20 protein-coding genes are annotated in these 20,225 nt (G+C 47.0%); 10 read left to right on the top strand and 10 right to left on the bottom strand.

What is annotated here, in order from left to right:
* Window positions 1-316 precede the first annotated feature (316 nt).
* Both pflB and pflA read left to right on the top strand, forming a co-directional pair.
* Window positions 317-2,608, top strand: a complete 2,292-nt coding sequence (pflB, locus tag NLZ44_RS16250; protein WP_493750470.1) for a formate C-acetyltransferase — start codon at window positions 317-319, stop codon at window positions 2,606-2,608.
* Between the two features lie 122 nt (window positions 2,609-2,730).
* Window positions 2,731-3,480, top strand: a complete 750-nt coding sequence (pflA, locus tag NLZ44_RS16245; RefSeq protein WP_493750469.1) for a pyruvate formate-lyase-activating protein — start codon at window positions 2,731-2,733, stop codon at window positions 3,478-3,480.
* Window positions 3,481-3,527: 47 nt separating this feature from the next.
* Here the strand turns inward: pflA and NLZ44_RS16240 are convergent, their stop codons facing one another.
* Window positions 3,528-4,163, bottom strand: a complete 636-nt coding sequence (locus NLZ44_RS16240) for a DUF3611 family protein (protein WP_006622696.1) — start codon at window positions 4,161-4,163, stop codon at window positions 3,528-3,530.
* Between the two features lie 58 nt (window positions 4,164-4,221).
* Here NLZ44_RS16240 and NLZ44_RS16235 point away from each other — a divergent pair, with 58 nt between their 5' ends.
* Both NLZ44_RS16235 and NLZ44_RS16230 read left to right on the top strand, forming a co-directional pair.
* Window positions 4,222-5,700, top strand: a complete 1,479-nt coding sequence (locus tag NLZ44_RS16235) for a bifunctional orotidine-5'-phosphate decarboxylase/orotate phosphoribosyltransferase (RefSeq protein WP_111893102.1) — start codon at window positions 4,222-4,224, stop codon at window positions 5,698-5,700.
* A 294-nt stretch (window positions 5,701-5,994) separates the two neighbouring features.
* Window positions 5,995-6,999 (top strand): iron ABC transporter substrate-binding protein, encoded by a 1,005-nt coding sequence (locus tag NLZ44_RS16230; protein WP_493750468.1) that lies wholly within the window; start codon window positions 5,995-5,997, stop codon window positions 6,997-6,999.
* Between the two features lie 140 nt (window positions 7,000-7,139).
* Here the strand turns inward: NLZ44_RS16230 and NLZ44_RS16225 are convergent, their stop codons facing one another.
* The 5 genes from NLZ44_RS16225 to NLZ44_RS16205 form a co-directional block, all read right to left on the bottom strand.
* A complete protein-coding gene (locus NLZ44_RS16225; protein WP_493750467.1) occupies window positions 7,140-7,598 on the bottom strand; it encodes a hypothetical protein in 459 nt (152 codons plus the stop codon).
* Between the two features lie 208 nt (window positions 7,599-7,806).
* Window positions 7,807-8,430, bottom strand: a complete 624-nt coding sequence (locus NLZ44_RS16220) for an exopolysaccharide biosynthesis protein (RefSeq protein ID WP_315642359.1) — start codon at window positions 8,428-8,430, stop codon at window positions 7,807-7,809.
* A gap of 121 nt (window positions 8,431-8,551) precedes the next feature.
* Entirely contained in the window at window positions 8,552-9,832 is a 1,281-nt protein-coding gene (ahcY, locus tag NLZ44_RS16215) for an adenosylhomocysteinase (RefSeq protein WP_315638790.1), read from the bottom strand.
* Between the two features lie 122 nt (window positions 9,833-9,954).
* Window positions 9,955-10,665 (bottom strand): histidine phosphatase family protein, encoded by a 711-nt coding sequence (locus NLZ44_RS16210; protein WP_111893692.1) that lies wholly within the window; start codon window positions 10,663-10,665, stop codon window positions 9,955-9,957.
* Between the two features lie 105 nt (window positions 10,666-10,770).
* The gene (locus tag NLZ44_RS16205; RefSeq protein WP_493750466.1) at window positions 10,771-10,938 is read right to left on the bottom strand and encodes a hypothetical protein; all 168 of its coding nucleotides are present in this window, start codon (window positions 10,936-10,938) and stop codon (window positions 10,771-10,773) included.
* A 472-nt stretch (window positions 10,939-11,410) separates the two neighbouring features.
* Here NLZ44_RS16205 and NLZ44_RS16200 point away from each other — a divergent pair, with 472 nt between their 5' ends.
* Window positions 11,411-12,082: a DUF1349 domain-containing protein gene (locus tag NLZ44_RS16200; protein WP_006622687.1), complete on the top strand. Its 672-nt coding sequence runs from the start codon at window positions 11,411-11,413 to the stop codon at window positions 12,080-12,082.
* Between the two features lie 86 nt (window positions 12,083-12,168).
* Here NLZ44_RS16200 and NLZ44_RS16195 read toward each other — a convergent pair whose 3' ends face one another.
* On the bottom strand, window positions 12,169-13,122 hold the full coding sequence (locus tag NLZ44_RS16195) for a hypothetical protein (protein ID WP_493750465.1): 954 nt from the start codon (window positions 13,120-13,122) through the stop codon (window positions 12,169-12,171).
* A 306-nt stretch (window positions 13,123-13,428) separates the two neighbouring features.
* Between NLZ44_RS16195 and NLZ44_RS16190 the strand changes: the two genes are divergently transcribed.
* The 3 genes from NLZ44_RS16190 to NLZ44_RS16180 all read left to right on the top strand — a co-directional run bounded on the left by NLZ44_RS16190 (window position 13,429) and on the right by NLZ44_RS16180 (window position 14,757).
* The gene (locus NLZ44_RS16190; RefSeq protein ID WP_006622684.1) at window positions 13,429-14,007 is read left to right on the top strand and encodes a hypothetical protein; all 579 of its coding nucleotides are present in this window, start codon (window positions 13,429-13,431) and stop codon (window positions 14,005-14,007) included.
* A 170-nt stretch (window positions 14,008-14,177) separates the two neighbouring features.
* Window positions 14,178-14,513: a DUF6883 domain-containing protein gene (locus tag NLZ44_RS16185; protein ID WP_006622683.1), complete on the top strand. Its 336-nt coding sequence runs from the start codon at window positions 14,178-14,180 to the stop codon at window positions 14,511-14,513.
* A gap of 13 nt (window positions 14,514-14,526) precedes the next feature.
* Window positions 14,527-14,757 carry a DUF4926 domain-containing protein gene (locus tag NLZ44_RS16180; RefSeq protein ID WP_006622682.1) on the top strand — a complete coding sequence of 77 codons (231 nt, stop codon included), beginning with the start codon at window positions 14,527-14,529 and terminating at the stop codon, window positions 14,755-14,757.
* Window positions 14,758-15,222: 465 nt separating this feature from the next.
* On the opposite strand, the gene NLZ44_RS16175 is transcribed toward NLZ44_RS16180, so the two are convergent.
* The 3 genes from NLZ44_RS16175 to NLZ44_RS16165 form a co-directional block, all read right to left on the bottom strand.
* Window positions 15,223-15,717, bottom strand: a complete 495-nt coding sequence (locus NLZ44_RS16175; RefSeq protein ID WP_493750464.1) for a PIN domain-containing protein — start codon at window positions 15,715-15,717, stop codon at window positions 15,223-15,225.
* Between the two features lie 5 nt (window positions 15,718-15,722).
* The gene (locus tag NLZ44_RS16170; RefSeq protein ID WP_008055979.1) at window positions 15,723-15,962 is read right to left on the bottom strand and encodes a hypothetical protein; all 240 of its coding nucleotides are present in this window, start codon (window positions 15,960-15,962) and stop codon (window positions 15,723-15,725) included.
* A 70-nt stretch (window positions 15,963-16,032) separates the two neighbouring features.
* Window positions 16,033-16,284, bottom strand: coding sequence for a ribbon-helix-helix domain-containing protein (locus NLZ44_RS16165; protein ID WP_493750463.1), 252 nt, complete (start codon window positions 16,282-16,284; stop codon window positions 16,033-16,035).
* A 159-nt stretch (window positions 16,285-16,443) separates the two neighbouring features.
* Here NLZ44_RS16165 and NLZ44_RS16160 point away from each other — a divergent pair, with 159 nt between their 5' ends.
* Both NLZ44_RS16160 and NLZ44_RS16155 read left to right on the top strand, forming a co-directional pair.
* Entirely contained in the window at window positions 16,444-19,689 is a 3,246-nt protein-coding gene (locus NLZ44_RS16160; RefSeq protein ID WP_493750462.1) for a CHAT domain-containing protein, read from the top strand.
* A 94-nt stretch (window positions 19,690-19,783) separates the two neighbouring features.
* Entirely contained in the window at window positions 19,784-20,014 is a 231-nt protein-coding gene (locus NLZ44_RS16155; RefSeq protein ID WP_254564796.1) for a type II toxin-antitoxin system Phd/YefM family antitoxin, read from the top strand.
* The last annotated feature ends 211 nt before the right edge of the window (window positions 20,015-20,225 follow it).

The following is a 20,225-nucleotide window of genomic DNA, read 5'->3' as shown; positions in this document are numbered from 1 at the left end:
TGGTGATTGAAAATTACTGCTAGAAAGAAAAATAACACCTGCGACTGTCCACTAGATTTCCCGATTAACAACTATATAGGAAGTACAACCACAGTCATATAGCGGTAATTGTTTAGTCTCAAGACCTGTAATTTTCTGGTCATGTCTATTCTGCCAACTATATAGCTTTTAGTTGTGGATACTGCCCCATCTGTGAACTGTTTTGGTAAAGGTAAATTACCAACAGATTTGGGGGGTGTTTATCGGGGAATATCTGGTTGCTAATTTGTGAGACTGCCTCAACCCCAAAGAACTGAACAAGAGGAAACTTAAAGATATGGTTTCAACTGTAGAAAGACCCACTAAACTGACATCACCTACAGACAACAGTAGTGGTAATATAACTCCCGAATGGAAAGGATTTAAACAGGGTAAATGGACAAAAGAAGTAAATGTTCGTGATTTTATCCAAAAAAACTACAGTCTTTATGAGGGAGATAGCGGGTTTTTAGCGAATGCTACAGAACGCACCAATAACCTCTGGGATCAGGTCAAGGAACTGATGGCAGAGGAACGCAAAAAGGGCATTTTAGACGCAGAAACTAAAATTCCTTCTGGGATTACTGCCTATGGTGCGGGCTATATAGATCGCAGTTTAGAGCAAATCGTGGGTTTGCAAACTGACAAACCTCTGAAACGAGCGATTATGCCCTATGGTGGTATTCGGGTAGTGAAAAAATCCCTGGAAGCCTACGGCTACGAACTAGACCCAGAAACAGAAAAAATCTTTACTCAGTATCGCAAAACCCACAATGATGGTGTTTTTGATGCTTACACGCCGGAAATTCTCCTAGCGCGCCATTCTGGACTGGTGACGGGATTACCAGATGCTTATGGTCGCGGTCGCATTATTGGTGACTATCGGCGGGTGGCGCTGTATGGAGTCGATCGCCTAATTTTAGACAAGAAGGAGCAACAAGCGTCTCTGGAATTAGACGCAATGGACTCAGAAACCATCGCGCGGCGCGAAGAAATCTGCGAAGAAATCCGAGCGCTCCAAGAACTCAAAGAAATGGCAGCATCATACGGGTTAAACATTGCACGACCCGCCGCCACCGCCCAAGAAGCGGTACAGTGGACTTATTTTGGCTATTTAGCAGCAGTCAAAGAACAAAATGGCGCGGCTATGTCTTTGGGACGGGTATCTAATTTCTTAGATATCTACTTCGAGCGAGATTTGCAAAATGGCACTCTCACGGAAAGTGGCGCTCAGGAAATTATCGACCATTTCGTGATGAAATTACGGATGGTGCGGTTCCTGCGGGCTCCTGAATACAACCAACTATTTTCTGGTGATCCTACCTGGGTAACAGAATGTATTGGCGGTATGGGTGAAGATGGTCGCCCCTTAGTCACAAAAAACAGTTTCCGGTTCTTACACACACTCTACACCTTGGGTGCTGCTCCTGAACCCAACCTGACTATTTTATGGTCGGAACGTCTCCCAGAGAACTTTAAGCGCTACTGTGCCAAAGTCTCCATTGAAACCTGTTCTACCCAGTATGAAAATGACGATTTGATGCGGGCAGAATATGGGGATGATTATGGCATTGCTTGCTGTGTTAGCGCCATGAAAATCGGTAAGCAAATGCAGTTTTTCGGCGCACGGGCGAATTTAGCCAAGGCGCTGCTGTATGCGATTAATGGCGGGAAAGACGAGACCACAGGCGAGCAAATCGGCCCCTCATGGCTTCCAGTTCAGGGCGATTATCTGGAATATGATGATGTGGCGGAAAAATTCGATCGCTGTTTAGAATGGTTGTCTCGGTTGTATGTCAACACCCTGAACATTATTCACTTCATGCACGATAAATACGCCTACGAGCGGATTGAATTGGCACTGCATGATCGTGATGTATATCGGACGATGGCTTGTGGTATGGCGGGTCTGTCTGTGGTGGCTGATGCTTTCTCTGCTATTAAATATTCTCGGGTCAAAGTTATCCGCAATGACCAAGGTTTGATAGTGGATTATGAAATCGAAGGGGATTATCCCAAATTCGGTAATAATGACGATCGCGTTGATGATATTGCTGCCAATTTGGTTAAGCAATTTATGAACAAAATCCGTCAGCACAAAACCTACCGCAACTCAGTTCCTACCCAGTCAATTCTGACCATTACTTCTAATGTGGTTTATGGTAAGAAAACTGGTAATACTCCAGACGGTCGGAAAGCTGGCGAACCTTTTGCACCGGGTGCTAATCCTATGCACGCACGGGATACACAAGGAGCGATCGCCGCTTTGGCTTCCGTCGCCAAATTGCCCTATGAGCATTCTCAAGACGGGATTTCTTACACCTTTTCCATTGTACCACAAGCATTAGGAAAACAGGAAAGCGATCGCATCGGCAACCTCGTGGGAATGTTAGATGGTTACTTCGCCGACGACGGTCATCATATTAACGTCAACGTCCTGAACCGGGAAACCTTGGTCGAAGCCATGGAACATCCCGAAAAATATCCACAACTGACCATTCGTGTATCCGGTTACGCCGTCAACTTTATCAAGCTGACCCGCGAACAACAATTAGATGTGATTAATCGTACTTTCCATAGTCGCATCTAGGGATTTATACACCGGGTTAATCAGCAGTAAAATGTGATTAACTCGGTGGCTGTCCATCATTAATTAGTCTGTAATAACCCGGTTTTAATCAATCCGGGTTTCTGTTGTCTCTCATCGCAATTATGTCTGATTCTTCAACTCAAATATTCGGTAAAATTCATTCCTATGAAAGTTGCGGCACCGTAGACGGTCCAGGAATTAGATTTGTGGTGTTTACCCAAGGTTGTCCCCTGCGCTGTCTTTATTGTCATAACCCCGACTGTCAAGAAGTAGCAGGCGGTAAACAAGTCACCGTCGAAGAAATCATCCAAGAAGTAGTCAAATATCGCTCCTATATGCGGTTTTCCAATGGCGGTATTACCGTCACTGGCGGCGAACCCTTAATGCAGCCAGAATTCGTGGCTGAAATCTTCCGACGCTGTCGGGAATTGGGGATTCATACAGCCTTAGATACCTCTGGTTATATCCCCCTTAATGTAGCTAAACCAGTGCTAGATTATACCGATTTAGTGCTTTTAGATATCAAATCTTATCACAGCGAAACCTATCGGAAAGTCACCTGTGTTTCCGTAGAACCCACCCTGAATTTTGCCAAGTATTTACATGAGATTAATAAACCGACATGGGTGCGGTTTGTGTTAGTACCAAATTTAACTAATGACATCAATAATATGGAAGCATTAGCTAAGTTTGTGTCCGGCTTCACCAATGTAGAAAAAGTCGAGATTTTGCCATTTCATAAAATGGGTGAATATAAATGGGAGGAAATCGGCTACGAATATAAACTTAAAGATACTGAAGAACCCACCCCAGAACAAGTCAGCACAGCTATAAACATCTTTGAAAAGTATGGTTTGGCGGTGGTAGCTTAACACTTACTACCAGCGTTAATCTGACTTAATTTTAAAGCGATCGCTCCTCATTCACCCCCCAAATCAGTCACCCTTTTTTCCCGATTAGAGAAACTTTGAGTAATTTGATAGAGCAGAAATAAAGATACAATAATCCCCACAAACTCCGCCGCCATAGCATTAAGAGCAGCCTGTAGTGTAATCATATCCATAGGTACAATAATCGGACCGCTGCGACTTAAAATAGTCGCTCCCTCACTCGGATTATAAATCGTGGCGGCTCCCGGTGGCACAGACAGCATTCTAAATAATAGAGCCCCCACCTTCCACATTGCCACGACCATAGCACAAATCATACCCGCTATATTAGTTCCTAACCCAATCCAAAGAGAGCGAGTTACACTAGCCTTACTCGGACGACGGTCTGGGTCAGTCAGTTGATCACCAATTCGGGTATAGTGAAAACACCAGTAAATGGTAAACCCTAGAGCCAACAAACAGCCATAAGCCAGAACTAAACCCACAAATGATTGTCCGAGTCTATTTCTGGCGGGACTGAGAAATAACGCAAACAACAACAGAAAAATGGGTACAACCCCAAAAAAAACCTGCAAACATAAGCCGATCAACCCTCCCTTTTGAAAAGCCAAGGCAATTTGATTAATATGGGACGGAGATGATTGGAAATTAACTTGCTCAGACATTGCCCATAAATTCCTAGTGAATCACAGTATTCTAGCGGTTCGATTAAATGGAGGCAATATGAATTTTTCCGATAAACTAATTAGCAGCATTGAGCGCAACCAAAGTTTGCTCTATGTGAACCTTGACCCGGACCCGGAAGTATATCCGCCTAACTTTGAGAATGAGCAGGGCCTAGGGTTGGTCGATGATGGTAAACTCGTGGAGGAGTGGTATCGATGGTTAAAGGCGATCGTACAGCAAACCGCCCACTTAGTTTGTGCCTATAAACTAACTTTAAATACCTATTTAGGACTTGGCTTGTCTGGGTGGCATCTTTTACAGCAGATTTTAGACCAGATCCCCTCTACAATACCCGTCATTCTCGATGCTAAACACGCTGATCTCAATAGCGCCAGCCTGTTTGCGCGCATGATTTTTACAGAATGGGGGGTTGATGCTTGCACCGTATCCCCCTACACCGGACAGGATTTGGTCACACCCTTTCTGGTCTATCCTAATAAAGCAGTATTTGTCCTGTGTGCGACTGCTAACCCCTCCGCTAACCTACTCCAAGAATATCCTAACCCGGCACATCCTCTTTACTTGGAATTGGTGCGAGCTACCCAAACCTGGGGAACTCCAGAACAGGTCGGGTTAGAGGTCGGGGTCATGGCGGATATGTTAGCACGAATTCGTCGCCAAGCTCCAGAGCGTTTGATTTTGGTTCAGGGAAATAGTGCTGAGGAAAACGATCTAACCGAACAAGATGATCTGATCCAAATTCTGGCCGCGGGTTTGGGTGCTGACGGTGCGGGTCTATTGCTACCTCTACCACCACGTTTATTGCAACGGGGAACTGTCACAGAGGCGGTGCGGTCTTTGCGAGATGCTATCAATGACGAACGCCTGCGGGTTATGCAAGGTAGTCCTAGCTGTGACCTGTGGCTTCCTGATGTCTGTTTCTTGGAAAATGAACCCCACCGCGACCTGATTCTGCAACTTTATGATATTGGTTGCATTATGTTTGGCGATCATGTGCAATCATCAGGAGAGGTTCTCCCCTATTATATTGACTTGCGCCGGATTATTTCCATGCCCCAGATTTTTCATCAGATTGTGGGAGCATACGCAGAAATTCTCCAAAATCTTAATTTCGATCGCATTGCGGGTATTCCCTATGGGTCTCTACCTACAGCCACTGGTTTATCTCTCCGTTTAGGACGACCTATGGTGTTTCCACGAAAGGAAGTCAAAACCTATGGCGCTAAAAGGGCGATCGAAGGGCATTTTCAGTCAGGGGAACTCGTTGTCGTTGTCGATGATATCCTCATTACTGGCAATAGTGTCATGAAAGGAGCCGCCACATTACAAGCTGCAGGACTAAGGGTTGAGGATATTGTGGTATTTATCGATCATGGTCGCCAGGTCATGGAAAGGTTGACAGAAAATGGCTATCGTGGTCATGCGGTATTAAGTCTCGATGAAATTTCCCAAACCTTATACCAGGCTAACCGCATTTCATCTCAACAATTTGAACTGTTGCAACAGCACATCTAGTTGACTATTATAGTCATTTATTCCCCCCCATTGGGCTATATTGACATTACTTATCAATAAACTTAATGCGATCGTTTCTGATATAATAGTAATTTTTTTCTACCAACCAAGAATCTATTAACACCTATTAACACCTATTAACCAGCCTCTGACCTCCGGGTTATGGCTGTATTGCCGTTTGTTTATTAACAAAAATTCTTGTTTAACTCCCCACCTGGTGATATAGTTTATCTGGAATTAGATGCAATTAATTCTTAATAACTGTCCCTAACAAAAACTATATGAGGGTAACAAATGTTCAAACGTAGACATTTTTTAGCGGGGATGCTCACCCTAGCCTTAGTTCTGGGTATAGCCCAAGTTAGCCAGTCTCAGAATCAGACTTTAACTATTTACTCTGGGCGACAAGAGGCTCTGATTGGTCCATTAATCAAACGAGCCGAACAGGAGCTAGGTATTAATATTAGAGTCCGCTATGGTGACACTGCCGAATTAGCGATCGCTATTATTGAAGAAGGACGCAATAGCCCTGCTGACATATTTTTTGCTCAAGATGCTGGAGCCTTGGGAGCCTTACAAAAAGCCGGTCGAACTCGCGCCATTCCCGCACAAATCATCAGTAGAGTAGATTCTCGTTTCCGTTCCCCTAACAACCACTGGGTAGGGATTACAGGTAGAGCGCGGGTACTAGCCTACAACACCAACCAGGTCAACCGCAACGAACTACCCAACTCCATCTCCGAACTCACCCAACCCAAATGGCGGGGGAGAGTTGGCTGGGCTCCCACCAACGGTTCTTTTCAGTCCTTCGTTACCGCCATGCGCCTAGTAGAAGGTGATGCTCAAACCATGCAATGGCTCCAAGCCATGAGAAATAATGGGGCTGTAGTTTACCGGAACAATACGACCATTGTTGAAGCCGTAGGTCGAGGAGAAGTAGATATGGGGTTAACCAATAACTACTACCTATATCGCTTCTTAGCAGATGATCCTAACTTCCCCGTCGCTCACCACTACACCCGTGGCGACGCAGGATCATTAATTAACATAGCCGGAGTAGCTATTCTCGACACAGCCAGAAACGCCCAAGATGCACAGCGATTTATCCAGTTTTTACTCACCAATAACGCCCAAAACTTCTTCGATCGAGAAACCAAAGAATATCCCCTAGTCGAAGGGATACCAGCCCCAGAGCGACAGTTATCTATTGAGCAAATCAATCCCCCAAGAATTGACTTAGCCAATCTAGCTGACTTACAGGGGACCATGGTACTGCTACAACGGGCGGGCGTGTTATAGAACTAGACTTTAGGGTGCGAACATATTGGCGATTGACGCACCCTAGCTGTTGATGATGAGAGGGCGATTAAACGCTAGTTTCGTGATATTTTCGTAAATATGTTGGTAAGTATGATGATCATTATTCCACTTCAGGTCAACTATAGCAACCAATTTGTAGAGCCGGATTCTGAATCATAGCAACTCGAACTGGTAAGCTGACATAATCTTGATAGGGTTCTCACCTGTTCCCGATGGATAGGGGTAAACCACTGTAAGTCAATCACCATAACTTCTAGTGTCAATGTAACCGGGTCAAGACAAATTCCCGCCGCCCGTGTTTCGTCAATTTGGGTAGTCCAATATTCGATACCATCGATTTGGTCGGCTCTACCCTGACGAACTAATTCTAACAAAAGCTGTTCTTTGGGATTCGCCCAATTAGCATCCACCATGGACAAAGCGCGATCGATGCGACTTTCCAGAGTTTCAGGTTCCCAATTCTGAGTTTGGGCTAGATGGTAAATCTGTCTAAGTTCTATATTCCCGAATTTGGTGGACAGAGGCAGTTCTGCGAGTGAGCCATCTGGGTTGATATAAGTTTTGGTAGATGTAGTCATCACAATCATATTTCTCTCCAGGACAAGTAAGCGGCCAACCTTTTAGTATCTTCATCATCCCAAAGGTTTCGGAAAATCTCAGTGATTTCTCGGAGTGATTCTCGTGATGTTCATAGGGTTTCTAGGTGAGACTACGCAAATTAACTGATGACCCAATCAACTAAGTTGTGGTGATGGTGATCACTTTTCGGAGCCAGTTGGGGTAATCTTAGGGACTGATAGACAACCGTAGGTAATTAATCCCGGCTTTCACTGCTTCATAGCCAAACAGTAAAATTAAACCGGAAAGGACTGCTCCCATGAGACAAACTACTAATCCCCCCAAGGTAATCGCCCCATCATCATCTAACAGCCCAAATCCGGTAATAAAAATCCCGATCGCTGGTAGTGTATTAGTTAAGGGAATAGGCAGCATCATGGAGACTGCCATAATTGCGATCGCACAACCAATCACAACCCTTCCCACGGGATGAGTACAAATAAAACTCAAGCGGGGACGGCAAAACACCTCAATTTTCTGTAACCAAGGAATCCCCACTTTTAAAATTCCCTGTACCTTTTCCAAAGGCAATTGACGGTTGAGCCATGAATTCGGAAACCAAGGCGTTTGTGAACCCGCAATCAATTGAATAGCTAACAAAAATAATAAAATCCCAAAGGGAATCGAATAGCCAGGAGCCGGAATGGGAAGGGCGGAAGGCAGCGCCAGCACCACAAACAAAAACCCAAAAATCCGCTCTCCTGCCAGAGTAATAATATCACCCAGCGTTACCTGAGAGGAACGGGACTCTTCCCAAAAATAGCGCTGAAGTTCAACAGAAAGTTTTGCCACAAGCCACAGCTAAAGATAAAAAAACTAACCGGAATCAATCAACCAGAATATATTTAGGCAACCGTCTCCGGTTGCCTTGACAGATATTGCCTAAATCCAACCCCAAGAAAAACTGGAGAGATTAGTCAGTGCCAACAGTCCAGGAATTCATATACTCAATCTGTTCTGATGTCAAGGTATCAATAGCAATACCCATGGCTTTCAATTTCAGACGAGCAATTTCCTGATCCACGTCTTGGGGGATAGAGTGCAGACCGGGTTCGAGTTTGCCTTGATTTTTGACCAGATATTCACAAGCCATGGCTTGGTTAGCAAAACTCATATCCATAACGGCACTAGGATGACCTTCAGCAGCCGCCAAGTTGATCAAACGTCCTTCACCCAAAACCACAACAGATTTACCGTTTTTGAGCTTATATTGTTGGGTAAAATTACGAACTTCCTTGATTTCGGTAGAACGTTCCGCCAGCACTTTCAGGTCAATTTCAATATCGAAGTGACCAGAGTTGCAAACCATAGCCCCATCTTTCATCACATCGAAATGTTCCCCACGAATAACGTGCTTATTACCAGTCACAGTAATAAACAAATCTCCCACGGCAGCGGCTTGTTCCATAGGCATCACGCGGAAACCATCCATGACGGCTTCAATAGCCCGGACTGGATCAACTTCGGTAACAATGACATTAGCACCCAATCCACGAGCGCGCAAGGCGGAGCCTTTACCACACCAACCGTAACCGACAACGACGACATTTTTACCGGCGAGCAGAACATTAGTAGCGCGGATAATACCATCAAGGGTAGATTGACCAGTTCCGTAGCGGTTATCAAAAAAGTGCTTAGTATCTGCGTCGTTAACGTTCATAGCCGGGAAAGTCAGTTTCCCATCATTAAACATAGCCCGCAGACGGACAATTCCGGTAGTGGTTTCTTCAGTAGTACCAATAATTTCAGGTAGTTGATGCTGACGGTTTTTAACGAGGGTAGCGGTAACATCACTACCATCATCAATAATAATATTGGGGCGGTGATCAAGGGCAATCTCGACGTGGCGCAGATAGGTGGCTGTATCTTCCCCTTTCATGGCGAAAACGGGGATGCCATAATCAACCACCAAACTAGCGGCTACATCGTCTTGGGTTGACAGGGGGTTACTAGCAATAAGTATAGCATCTGCGCCCCCAGCTTTGAGAGCGATCGCCAAATGTGCTGTTTCTGTGGTGACGTGACAGCAAGCAATTAAACGGATACCATCAAAGGGCTTTTCTTGGGCAAAACGTTCTTGAATTTGGCGCAAAACTGGCATTTCACGCCCCGCCCATTCAATCCGTTGTTTGCCTTTTGGGGCAAGTGTTGGGTCTTTAATTTCATATTTGGCTTGGACGGTTGTTGAACTCATGCAGTTATTTCCTTTATAAATCGCGTTTTGGCTGCCAAGTGTTTGGCAAATTATAGGGGCACCCAACTTATGGACGACTGGCCTTTACGATTCTAGCACCATTAACCGCAAGATATTATATATCATCGAGGTAATTCGGGCTGATATCGGTAGGCATATCGATAATAGCGGTAATATCTCAGAGCGGCTCTGAGTAGATGAGACTGGGAAGCCACCCCGGCTAGTTCCAGATGGCTAGTATCTCCGGCTAGTTCCAGGTTCCAACCATGATCATCAGCTACTAACTTGACTAGACAGCAAAGAGAGGTTTTGAGTTTCTGCTTTCGCGTAATTAATGCTTGGGTGAGTCCTTTCACTGAGGCTGCATGACCTACCAGTACCAGATTTTCGGGGTATTGTGTGGTTAAGCGTTGGATAGTGCTGGTCATGCGTTGTTGAGCCATGGACCAGGTTTCGGGATACTGCCAACCTTGGGGCGATTCATAGTTAAGATTGATGCGGGGAAAATCGGCTTTTAGTTCTGATGACGATCGCATTTTCGGCAAATAGGGGAAGCTGTAACCACTTAAAAACTCTCCCAGTCCCGGTTCTAGTTGCACTGGTAAATCCAGAACTTCGGCTACGGCGTGGGCGGTAGCAACGGTTCGCAGAAATGGGGATGCGAAAATGTAGTTAATCTTTTCTCCCCCTAGACGTTGGGCTAGGGCGATCGCTTGCTTTTCCCCTTTGGCTGACAAGGGCGGGTCAAAAGGATTGCTACTGCTACGATACCAATTAGAATCGGCATGGTCTTGGCGATCGCCGTGTCGGGCTATCCACAGGGTTTGATTCATCTTAATGGCAGGTTGTCACGCTTTTCGGGTTCAATCATAACCCGATAGTCATCCCATCACCGACGCTTCCGGCTTTCCTATTACCTAGGTATCGATGAGCGATTATCAATTTTTATCCCTACTGGGAATATCCGTGTCGAGTGTGGGGCGCAACTGAATCAAGCGATCGCCTTGATGACTGCGAGGAATCACCACCAACGCAGGGCGGCGGGTTTCATCCCGTTCCGGTAGGGCTGGGAATATATAATAATCCCCATCCACATCAATCAGCAACCGCCAGACCCGATTCTGGCTGGGGTTATTAATCGCCGCACTCAGCAGTTGCTGGTAGCTGCTTGCGTCACCAATAATGCGGATCTGACTGATCTAGTTCTCTGGGTGTTACCGTTGTTAACATCTTCCATAGATTCCGGCGACAGCCATTTCTGTTGTTTTTGAGTTCTGCTATGTTCCCAGTAATACACGGCAAAAATTCGGGAGTTTGGTAGCTCCGTCTTTTTAAAGCGGGGCGGAAAAACGACTCGGCGGCTTTAGCCGCAATGACTATGATAGAATGGTATCGCCTTCTCTATGACCCAAATGAAAGGGGCTTAACATCCCGTGAGGGCAGACTTGCATCATGCAGAAATGTCGGCAGCAAAGACGTTTCATTGGCGAGAGACAAAAGGTGATTGAATGAAAATAAGTAAAAGGAAGCCTTCGGGCAACCTATAGAGGCGTATTTGACTTCGCCTAGGAGTCCGACTTGTCGGAAGTTCTGAAATCCCTCCGGGGAATCCCCGTCGCTTTAGCGCGGGGAGTAGTCAATTTGATAGGACGAGCCATGACTATGGAACCTTCACCAATCACCCCTTGGTCATCCATGCAGTGGTATAACCCCCCTGCGGCATGGCAGAATCGCGGCGATCGGCTTTGGGTTAAAACCGGGTTGAAAACCGATTTCTGGCGGACAACTCACTACGGTTTTATTCGGGATTCTGGTCACTGTTACTACCGTGAAGTATTGGGCAACTTTCGAGCCCGGGTCTGTTTTTCGGGGCAATACCAGGAACTCTATGATCAAGCTGGATTGATGGTTAGAGTCAGTAAAACCCATTGGCTCAAGTGTGGCATTGAATATGTAGATGGTGTCCAATACGCCAGTGCAGTTGTGACACGGGAGCGATCGGATTGGGCCGTTGCTCCCTTGGCAGGTCAACCCGATCGGGTTTGGTTTGAAGTACGGCGCAGAAATGAAGCCATTGCAGTTCTCTACTCCCTCGATGGTGATAAATTTGTCCTATTACGTCTGACGGATTTTCCCGAAGAACCTACGGCTTGGGTTGGCCCGGTGTGTGCATCCCCAGAACGGGAAGGATTTGAGGTAACTTTTGAGTCTTTCACGGTAGAACTGAGTACAGCACCAGTGGTTGATTAGAACTGAGTTTGTAGGTTGGGTTATGCGATCGCATAACCCAAAAACTCACCAGATTGCACAGCTAGGGGTGTATAAAACTGATGCGTCTATTTACTATTAGTCGGCTGATTATCTTTAGCTTGAGTGGGAATATCGGTGTCGAGTGTGGGGCGCAACTGAATCAAGCGATCGCCTTGATGACTGCGAGGAATCACCACCAACCCAGGGCGGCGGGTTTCATCCCGTTCCGGTAGGGCTGGGAATATATAATAATCCCCATCCACATCAATCAGCAACCGCCAGACCCGATTCTGGCTGGGGTTATTAATCGCCGCACTCAGCAGTTGCTGGTAGCTGCTTGGGTCACCAATAATGCGGATACCTTGAGGATTGCGGATATCATCGGGGTTCACCCCCAAGGGAAAACTATCCTCTCGCACAACCACCGTCACCACCGGGAGAGAGGAGGTTTCATTCACCGCATCCCGCCACGCATCCGCTTCTCCCTGCCATTGTGCCAGCCAGAAACAGCCCGCCAGCACCCAACAGATAATCAATGTTTCATCCAAAAGCGATCGCACAAATCGCAGGGATTGATACTCCAACAGGTGGAACTCCAGAAACGATTTTAGCAGTTGCAACAGTCCCCGATACAACCGAAATAGCCAGCGTTTCCAGAATGTTTGAGGCGGTTGACTGGCTAAACGATTATTGAGGGAAGCCAATATCCCCCCATGGATGTTCTCGAGTCCAGCTTGGAACCGGAGTGAGGGTTGCCCTTCCAGTAACCACAGACTGCAATAAACCCCCACCACAACCAACGCCGCCGTTATAATAGTATGGAAAATGGCTCGGAAGCTGCCAAAAAACACTTGAAACGCAGCAATATAAAACGACTCTAGGGGCAAAGGCAGCGTGGTAACTTCCAGTTGGAAAAACGCGAAATAGATCCAGCGATAAGTCCACCCCGTGAAGTATAGCACCGCCCCCAACATCACCAGCAAACTGGCAATTCTTCCCAGGGCAAAAGTTTCCGGGGGTAAACGCTGTGACTCACTCATCTCAACCTTATCCCAAAGATGACAACAAACCCTCTCGGGGCTACCTCTTACCGTTTAGCCAGTCGGCCCTCATCCGCCCTCACCCCAGCCCTCTCCCAAAATGGGAGAGGGAGCAAGAGGGGGCTTTGGATTCAAAGTCCCTCTCCCAGAGAGAGAGGGAGCAAGAGGGGGCTTTGGATTCAAAGTCCCTCTCCCAGAGAGAGAGGGAGCAAGAGGGGGCTTTGGATTTAAAGTCCCTCTCCCAAAATGGGAGAGGGATTTAGGGTGAGGGTCCCCCCATCGAGTTCTACACCAGTCTAAGCTGTTATGAAACATCCAACTTGCCATATCTTGTCACTGGTTTTAATGGTTTCCTCCCTGGGAATAGGGGGATGTGCCATTAGCCCTCCTTCCCAAACGGCTGAAGTTACCCCTACTGGGCAACTCAATCCATTACCCTCACCGCCAATTATTCAAGTGATGCTCCCGGTGAATATCAAAATTGAGTTAAAAGCGGGGGGGAGTGGCAACCATGAATTACTGGGATTTAACCCAGAAACTCGCCAACTGCAATTGGCGGGACGCTCCCAAGGATTGCCCCTGACGGAAGTTGCGAAAATAGAGCGCGATCGCCTGACAAATCAGGGGTTAGTTGTCAGAGGGCGGCCCAACATTCGCGGGGAGGATATGAGTACCCCAGAAACTTGGCGGGTTCCCTTCTCTGCCCTAGACTATGAGGAGGAAAAAATGATGATTCGGGGTCAGCAGGCTTGGGAGAATGATGAGTTACAGGGGAAACTGGAAAACCAGAACGATTTTGATTTTCTGTTGGATCAGCTTATCCCCCTGTCAGAGGATGAGATGGAAATTGTCGTGAGTAAAGTACGTCGTGACCGGGAGGAGTAAGTCATCCGAGTTGGGGTGGGTTCGGTGAAGCCAAGGGCAAAACCCAACCGGAGCAAATCAGCTTCCCCGTCCTCTGACCTATGATAAGACAAAGAATGAATCGAGAGAGCGACATCAATGCCCAAGATGAGATGCTCGATTTGATTTATTGAAAAAAAGGGATAAATTTCTTGAAACTACCGAATTATGAACAAGCGATTGTTACCCAGAAAAAAATTACCGAATATTTACTGTCCCTGACTCATCCTGACGGCAAAAGTAAAGCCAAGTTTTTTATCAAATTTGGATTTAACATTGAGTCGTGGGAAATTATGGCAAATGCCTTGCTAAATCATGTGGCTGACCATGAATTAGCTAAAATAGAATCATCCCCTTTTGGGACAAGGTATGTTGTTGAAGGTAGAGTAATCACGCCAGATGGCAGAAACCCAGAAGTGCGTTCTATTTGGTTTATTTCTACTGGAGATGATATCCCTAGACTGGTCAGCGCCTATCCACTCACTTAAAATTTAGTAAACCATGATTAGTGAATTAGACCGAGTTGTTTTAACCGCCGACTTACCGGAATATGATTTAAAATCCGGCGATATGGGCACCGTTGTGTTAGTCCATCAAGAAGGTTTGGGCTATGAAGTAGAATTTATGACCATCGCAGGAGAAACCATTGCCATTGTTTCTCTCTTGAGTTCTCAAGTGCGGGGAATTGGAGACAGAGAAATTGCTCAAGCGCGGGTTCTAGCATCATCATGAATGGGGGCCTGAGAAAACTAGAAACGGGTTTTTTTCGTGGAAAACCCGCGATTCGCTCCAACTGACCAAGCTCTAGGTAAGTGCTATCTGTAGGTTGGGTGCAGAAAAGCGCGCAACCCAACAATTCACCAGAAGACTGTAGCCAACATTGAGTTATTTCATATAAATAAATTTCATCCCAGAACTTTTGGTGCAGCATATCTGGAAAATTAATACCCAATCCGGAGTTCAAAAATCGTTTTACTCTTTAGCCCGCGCAGGCGGGCTTTGTCCGTATAGCCCCACCCTTTAGGGTGCGGTTTTTAACAGATATATCAATACCAGATTCCGGATAAACTAGGGATTGACTCGTTTTACTCTTTAGCCCGCGCAGGCGGGCTTTGTCCGTGTAGCCCCACCCTTTAGGGTGCGGTTTTTAACAGATATATCAATACCGGATTCCGGATAAAATAGGGATTGACTCGTTTAATTCCTAATATCATCATCAAAAATTTCATCAAAAATTTCTCGCTTGACTCGAAAATTGATTTCTGTGATTTTTTGGTACAAAACATCAAAATCATAAATATTAATCCGACCTTCTAGGTGTAATTTACGAACCACTGCCAAAGTTCCTTTAACATTTAAACCTAATCTTTTTGCTTCCTTTCTAGCCGCAAAATCATCAAGGATTATATAATCTGTTTGCAAGTCTATTGCCAACGAGATTGCCTCTGATTCACCTCGACCCAGCCGCTCATTTAAACGATTTGCCAAAGATAGTAATTTAATTTCTCGAACGACTAATTGCTGATTTGAAATTAGTCTATTAATGCATCCTGATGCTTGATCCGGTTTGGCATTGATTTCTAATTGCACACTTGGGGGGATATAAAACTGATGGTTGTCATTGATGAAAATTTCTAGGAAGTCTAATCGGTACAGGAAAATTAACGGAGAACAATTAAAAACAATTTTCATCAGTCTTACCAAGTTTTTTCCGCTTTAATATCTTCAGGAGTAAGATAAGAAAACTCGATGCCCATCATTTCCAAAATCTTTAAAAGCATTTCCGGTTCCATCTCCATGATTTCTGCTCCTTTCTGAAGGCTAATTAATCGAGAAACTAAAGCACCCACGACAAAAACAAACTTTTCCTTTTGTTCGATATCATTAAACAGTTGCACTTCCGCAGCAATTTCTTGGAATTGGGTTGTGTTTTTCATGATTTTTCTGGGTTTTATTTTGAGTGATTTTAAATCCCGATACCCATTGAAAGTCTGAGCAATATCGATGCTATCGGGTCGAGAAAAAATTATGTAAACGGTTGAGGATATGAGCGCAGACCTGTTCTCCGTCTATCACTTGTCCCTGTTCAATTTGAGTGGCATCAATCGCGATTTCCTGACGCAGTTCAGTCAGGTATTGCTGGCGTTGGTCCAAAAGTTCTAGGGCGGCTAAGATGACCTCCTGGGCGGATTGGTAATGTCCTTGGTTGAGTTGATCCGCAATCCGTTGTTCTATTTCTGGGGTGAGTGATAGCTTCATGGCACCAGTAGGGGCGTTATAGATTACTTTGATTATAGTGGTGGAGAAACTGGGCGGCGATGAGACTTATATCGTGGCTCTGCCGTCCTTGGGGGGAGACTCAATTTCTGCGCCTTCGGGCAATAATAGAAGAGATGGAGTCACAGGGAGAGTTGAGCCATGACTGGACGCTGGATGAGTTCGCTGTTGACGGTTTCGCTGCTGTTGGGCATGGGTTCTCTGTCGCCTTGGGTGGAGGCACAGACGGTGTTGGTGCAGGCGAGAATGTCGGAAAAGGAGGTTATTCACTTGTTACAGCAGAGTGGTCAACAGATACAACAGGGGCGACCTGTGCAGGCGATTGAGACATTGGAGCGTGTTCTAGGGGCTGCTCGACAATTGCAAAATCGGCAGTTGGAAGCTGTAGCCCTTTTAGGGATTGGTCGAAATTATGACCAGATTGGACAAAGGCAACAGGCTTTAGAGTCCTATGAACAAGCGCTGATTATTTTTCGAGAGACCAATGACAGATCAGGAGAAGCCACCACTCTCAATAGCATTGGTACAGTGTACCATGCCTTGGGCAACCGGACTGAAGCTCTGAATTACTACAATCAGGCTTTGCCAATGAGGCGAGAGGTGGGCGATCGCTCAGGGGAAGCCAAAACTCTCAATAGCATTGGCACAGTGTACCATGCCTTGGGCAACCGGACTGAAGCTCTGAATTACTACAATCAGGCTTTGCCAATGAGGCGAGAGGTGGGCGATCGCTCAGGGGAAGCCACCACCCTCAATAGCATTGGTGGAGTGTACAATGCCTTGGGCAACCGGACTGAAGCACTGAACTACTACAATCAGGCTTTGCCAATTAGGCGAGAAGTGGGCGATCGCCCTGGAGAAGCCGTTACTCTCAATAACATTGGCTTGGTGTACCATGCCTTGGGCAACCAGACTGAAGCCCTGAACTACTTCAATCAGGCTTTGCCGATTCTGCGAGAGGTGGGCGATCGCCCTGGGGAAGCCGCCACACTCAACAACATTGGCTTGGTGTACGATGCCTTGGGCAACCGGACTGAAGCCCTGAACTACTACAATCAGGCTTTGCCGATTCTGCGAGAGGTGGGCGATCGTCCTGGAGAAGCCACCACTCTCAACAACATTGGTGCAGTGTACAATGCCTTGGGCAACCGGACTGAAGCCCTGAACTATTACAATCAAGCTTTGCCAATTCACCGAGAAGTGGGTGATCGCTCAGGGGAAGCCAGGACTCTCAATAACATTGGTGCAGTGTATCATGCCTTGGGCAACCGGACTGAAGCCCTGAACTATTACAATCAGTCCTTGGAAATTGACCGAGAAGTGGGCGATCGCCGTGAGGAAGCCGCCACTCTCACTAACATTGGTGCAGTGTATCATGCCTTGGGCAACCGGACTGAAGCCATGAACTACTACAATCAAGCTTTACTTATTATGCGAGAGGTGGGCGATCGCTCAGGGGAATCCGCCACCCTCAATGGTATTGGTGTAGTGTACGATGCCTTGGGCAACCGTAGTGAAGCCCTGGACTACTACAATCAGGCTTTGCCGATTCGGCGAGAGGTGGGCGATCGCTCTGGGGAAGCCACTACTCTCAATAACATTGGTACAGTGTACTATGCCTTGGGCAACCAGACTGAAGCCCTGAACTACTACAATCAAGCCTTGGCAATTCACCGAGAAGTGGGTACTCGCCCTGAAGAAATCACCACTCTCGCAAACATAGCCGCCGTCTACCGAGACACCAACCAACCCGACAAAGCCATCACCTACTTGGAAGACTCCCTCAAGATTCTCCTTGAACTCCGTAGTGAACTGCAAAAAGAATTCCGCGAGACCTTCCTCCAAACCAATCGCGGCAGAGCCGTTGCTCTCGTTGACCTGCTCATCGACCAAAACCAGCCCCAACGCGCCTTTGAATGGGCGAACCGCGTCACCACCTACGAACTCGCCGACTATAACCGTCTCATCGGTGTGAGAGTCGCCAACCCTGAAGCCCAAGCCGCCCTTGATGACTGGAACGACCAATCCCAACAACTGCAAGCCCTCCGCCAACAACTGCAAGACAACTTCAGCGCCGCCCTCGTGGACCAAATGCGCGACTTAGAAGCCCAAGTCAATCAACAAGCCGAAACCCTCGCCAACTCCTACCCCGAAATCGCCGAACTCTTTGAAATTCAACCGGAAGACCTCAGCCAACTGCAAGCCAGCCTCCCCCCGGGAACCGTTGTCTTACAACCCGTTCTCCTCACAAATATCCAAAACGTTCCCAACACCCTCGCCCTCTTCCTCCTCAGCCGCGACAGCCTCAGCGTCCAGAAAGTCCCCATCGATGCCGACCAATTCAACGATTGGGTCACAAAGTATCGCCAAATGCTCCAAAGCGGCGATTCCGGCTATCGTCGGCTTTCTGCCAACCTCTACGACCACCTGATCCGCCCCGTTGCCCAGGACATTGAGGCACTCAACCCCCAACAACTCGCCATCATCGCCACCGGGTCTCTGCGCCAATTCCCCTTTGAAACCCTCCGGGACTCGGAAACCGACACATTCCTGCTGCAACAGTACCCCATCCATTACCTGACTCGTCTCTCCAGTCGTTCCCTCCTCGCCAGTCCCTCCCCCTCCCCATCCCCAACTTTCCCCCTGTGGTCGATTCCCCTCTTCCTGGGAGTCATGGGCGTTGGCGCAACAGTCAAACACCATTGGAAACTGGGGGGAACTTTGCTCACTGCCGCCCTAGTCACCGCCACCCTTTCCCCCCGCTTCTCACCGGGCTACCAAGTGCTAGGCTTTGCCAATCCCCAACCCCAAGACCCCTTCAACCTGCCGGGAACCGAAGCCGAAGTCGATGCCCTCCTCCGCCTCGCCCCGGAGAGTGAGATTTACCGCCACCAACAGGCGACGTTGGAACAGTTCAAACGTCAATCCCCCCGTCATCGCTATCTGCATCTAGCCACCCACGGCTGTTTTCAGCAATTGGGTTGTTGTTTGCAAGACAATTGTGCGGATTATGCTCCAGACATGAAAGCCAACACCCTGTTATTTGCCGATGGAGAATATCCCCTAGCAGACGCGGCGTTACTGGGGTTACAGAACACCGAATTGGTTGCGTTAACCGCCTGTCAGACAGCGTTACAGACCAATATCGACGGGGATGCGATTATGGGGATGGCTTATATCTGGGAACGAGCCGGGGCCCGGGCTTTGATGGCGACCTTGTGGAATGTGGATGATGCGGCAACCGAGGCAGTGGTGACCGAGTTTTATCGCCTGATGATGCAGGAGAAGTTAACGAAGGTGGAGGCATTGCGTCAGGCGAAGTTAAGTCAGTCTCACCGTCATCCGTTTTTCTGGTCGCCGTTGGTGTTGATTGGCGACCCCCGTTAGTCCAGACGCTGGGTCAGGACTCGGGGAATTTCTAGTAAACTAAAATTAAGCTATGCGGCATTTACATTATTTTTCACGATTCAGGAGGTAACAAATGACAGAAATTACGACCAATGAACTGCCCCAACTTCTCCAGAATCTATTTATAGAAGTCGAACGCACTAAAACCCCCATTACGGTCATCCATGAAGGCAAACCCTTAGTGATTATCTATCCCGCTACCATCCCAGATGCCCGCCCCGCTTTTGGGGCAATGAAGGGCATCGGTGAAATTTTAGGAGATATAATTGCGCCAGAGCCTCAGCCCTGGGAGGTGTTAGAATGAAACTGCTGCTAGATACCCACATTTGGCTTTGGTATTTACTGGGAGACAACCGCTTATCAAGCCAAGTTTAAACTGCACTTGCTGCTCCTAATCCTTAACTGCATCAATATCGAAAATTTGTAAAATTTCTAAAGATGAGAAATGGAGACTCTGCCGGTTGCCAAAGTTCCAGAGGAGGAGTATCATAGAATGGATGTCAATTTTTCCTCCG

Source organism: Arthrospira sp. PCC 9901 (assembly GCF_059013425.1).
This window is presented reverse-complemented; position numbering and strand designations above follow the sequence as displayed.

Excerpts from the sequence above, each read along its gene's own strand:
- NLZ44_RS16165 (WP_493750463.1), bottom strand. The coding sequence starts at position 16,284 with ATGAAGCTATCACTCACCCCAGAAATAGAACAACGGATTGCGGATCAA.
- NLZ44_RS16190 (WP_006622684.1), top strand. The coding sequence starts at position 13,429 with ATGAAACATCCAACTTGCCATATCTTGTCACTGGTTTTAATGGTTTCC.
- NLZ44_RS16180 (WP_006622682.1), top strand. The coding sequence starts at position 14,527 with ATGATTAGTGAATTAGACCGAGTTGTTTTAACCGCCGACTTACCGGAA.
- pflA (WP_493750469.1), top strand. The coding sequence starts at position 2,731 with ATGTCTGATTCTTCAACTCAAATATTCGGTAAAATTCATTCCTATGAA.
- pflB (WP_493750470.1), top strand. The coding sequence starts at position 317 with ATGGTTTCAACTGTAGAAAGACCCACTAAACTGACATCACCTACAGAC.
- NLZ44_RS16195 (WP_493750465.1), bottom strand. The coding sequence starts at position 13,122 with ATGAGTGAGTCACAGCGTTTACCCCCGGAAACTTTTGCCCTGGGAAGA.
- NLZ44_RS16210 (WP_111893692.1), bottom strand. The coding sequence starts at position 10,665 with ATGAATCAAACCCTGTGGATAGCCCGACACGGCGATCGCCAAGACCAT.
- NLZ44_RS16170 (WP_008055979.1), bottom strand. The coding sequence starts at position 15,962 with ATGAAAAACACAACCCAATTCCAAGAAATTGCTGCGGAAGTGCAACTG.
- NLZ44_RS16155 (WP_254564796.1), top strand. The coding sequence starts at position 19,784 with ATGACAGAAATTACGACCAATGAACTGCCCCAACTTCTCCAGAATCTA.
- NLZ44_RS16225 (WP_493750467.1), bottom strand. The coding sequence starts at position 7,598 with ATGACTACATCTACCAAAACTTATATCAACCCAGATGGCTCACTCGCA.
- NLZ44_RS16160 (WP_493750462.1), top strand. The coding sequence starts at position 16,444 with ATGACTGGACGCTGGATGAGTTCGCTGTTGACGGTTTCGCTGCTGTTG.
- ahcY (WP_315638790.1), bottom strand. The coding sequence starts at position 9,832 with ATGAGTTCAACAACCGTCCAAGCCAAATATGAAATTAAAGACCCAACA.
- NLZ44_RS16235 (WP_111893102.1), top strand. The coding sequence starts at position 4,222 with ATGAATTTTTCCGATAAACTAATTAGCAGCATTGAGCGCAACCAAAGT.
- NLZ44_RS16175 (WP_493750464.1), bottom strand. The coding sequence starts at position 15,717 with ATGAAAATTGTTTTTAATTGTTCTCCGTTAATTTTCCTGTACCGATTA.
- NLZ44_RS16230 (WP_493750468.1), top strand. The coding sequence starts at position 5,995 with ATGTTCAAACGTAGACATTTTTTAGCGGGGATGCTCACCCTAGCCTTA.
- NLZ44_RS16240 (WP_006622696.1), bottom strand. The coding sequence starts at position 4,163 with ATGTCTGAGCAAGTTAATTTCCAATCATCTCCGTCCCATATTAATCAA.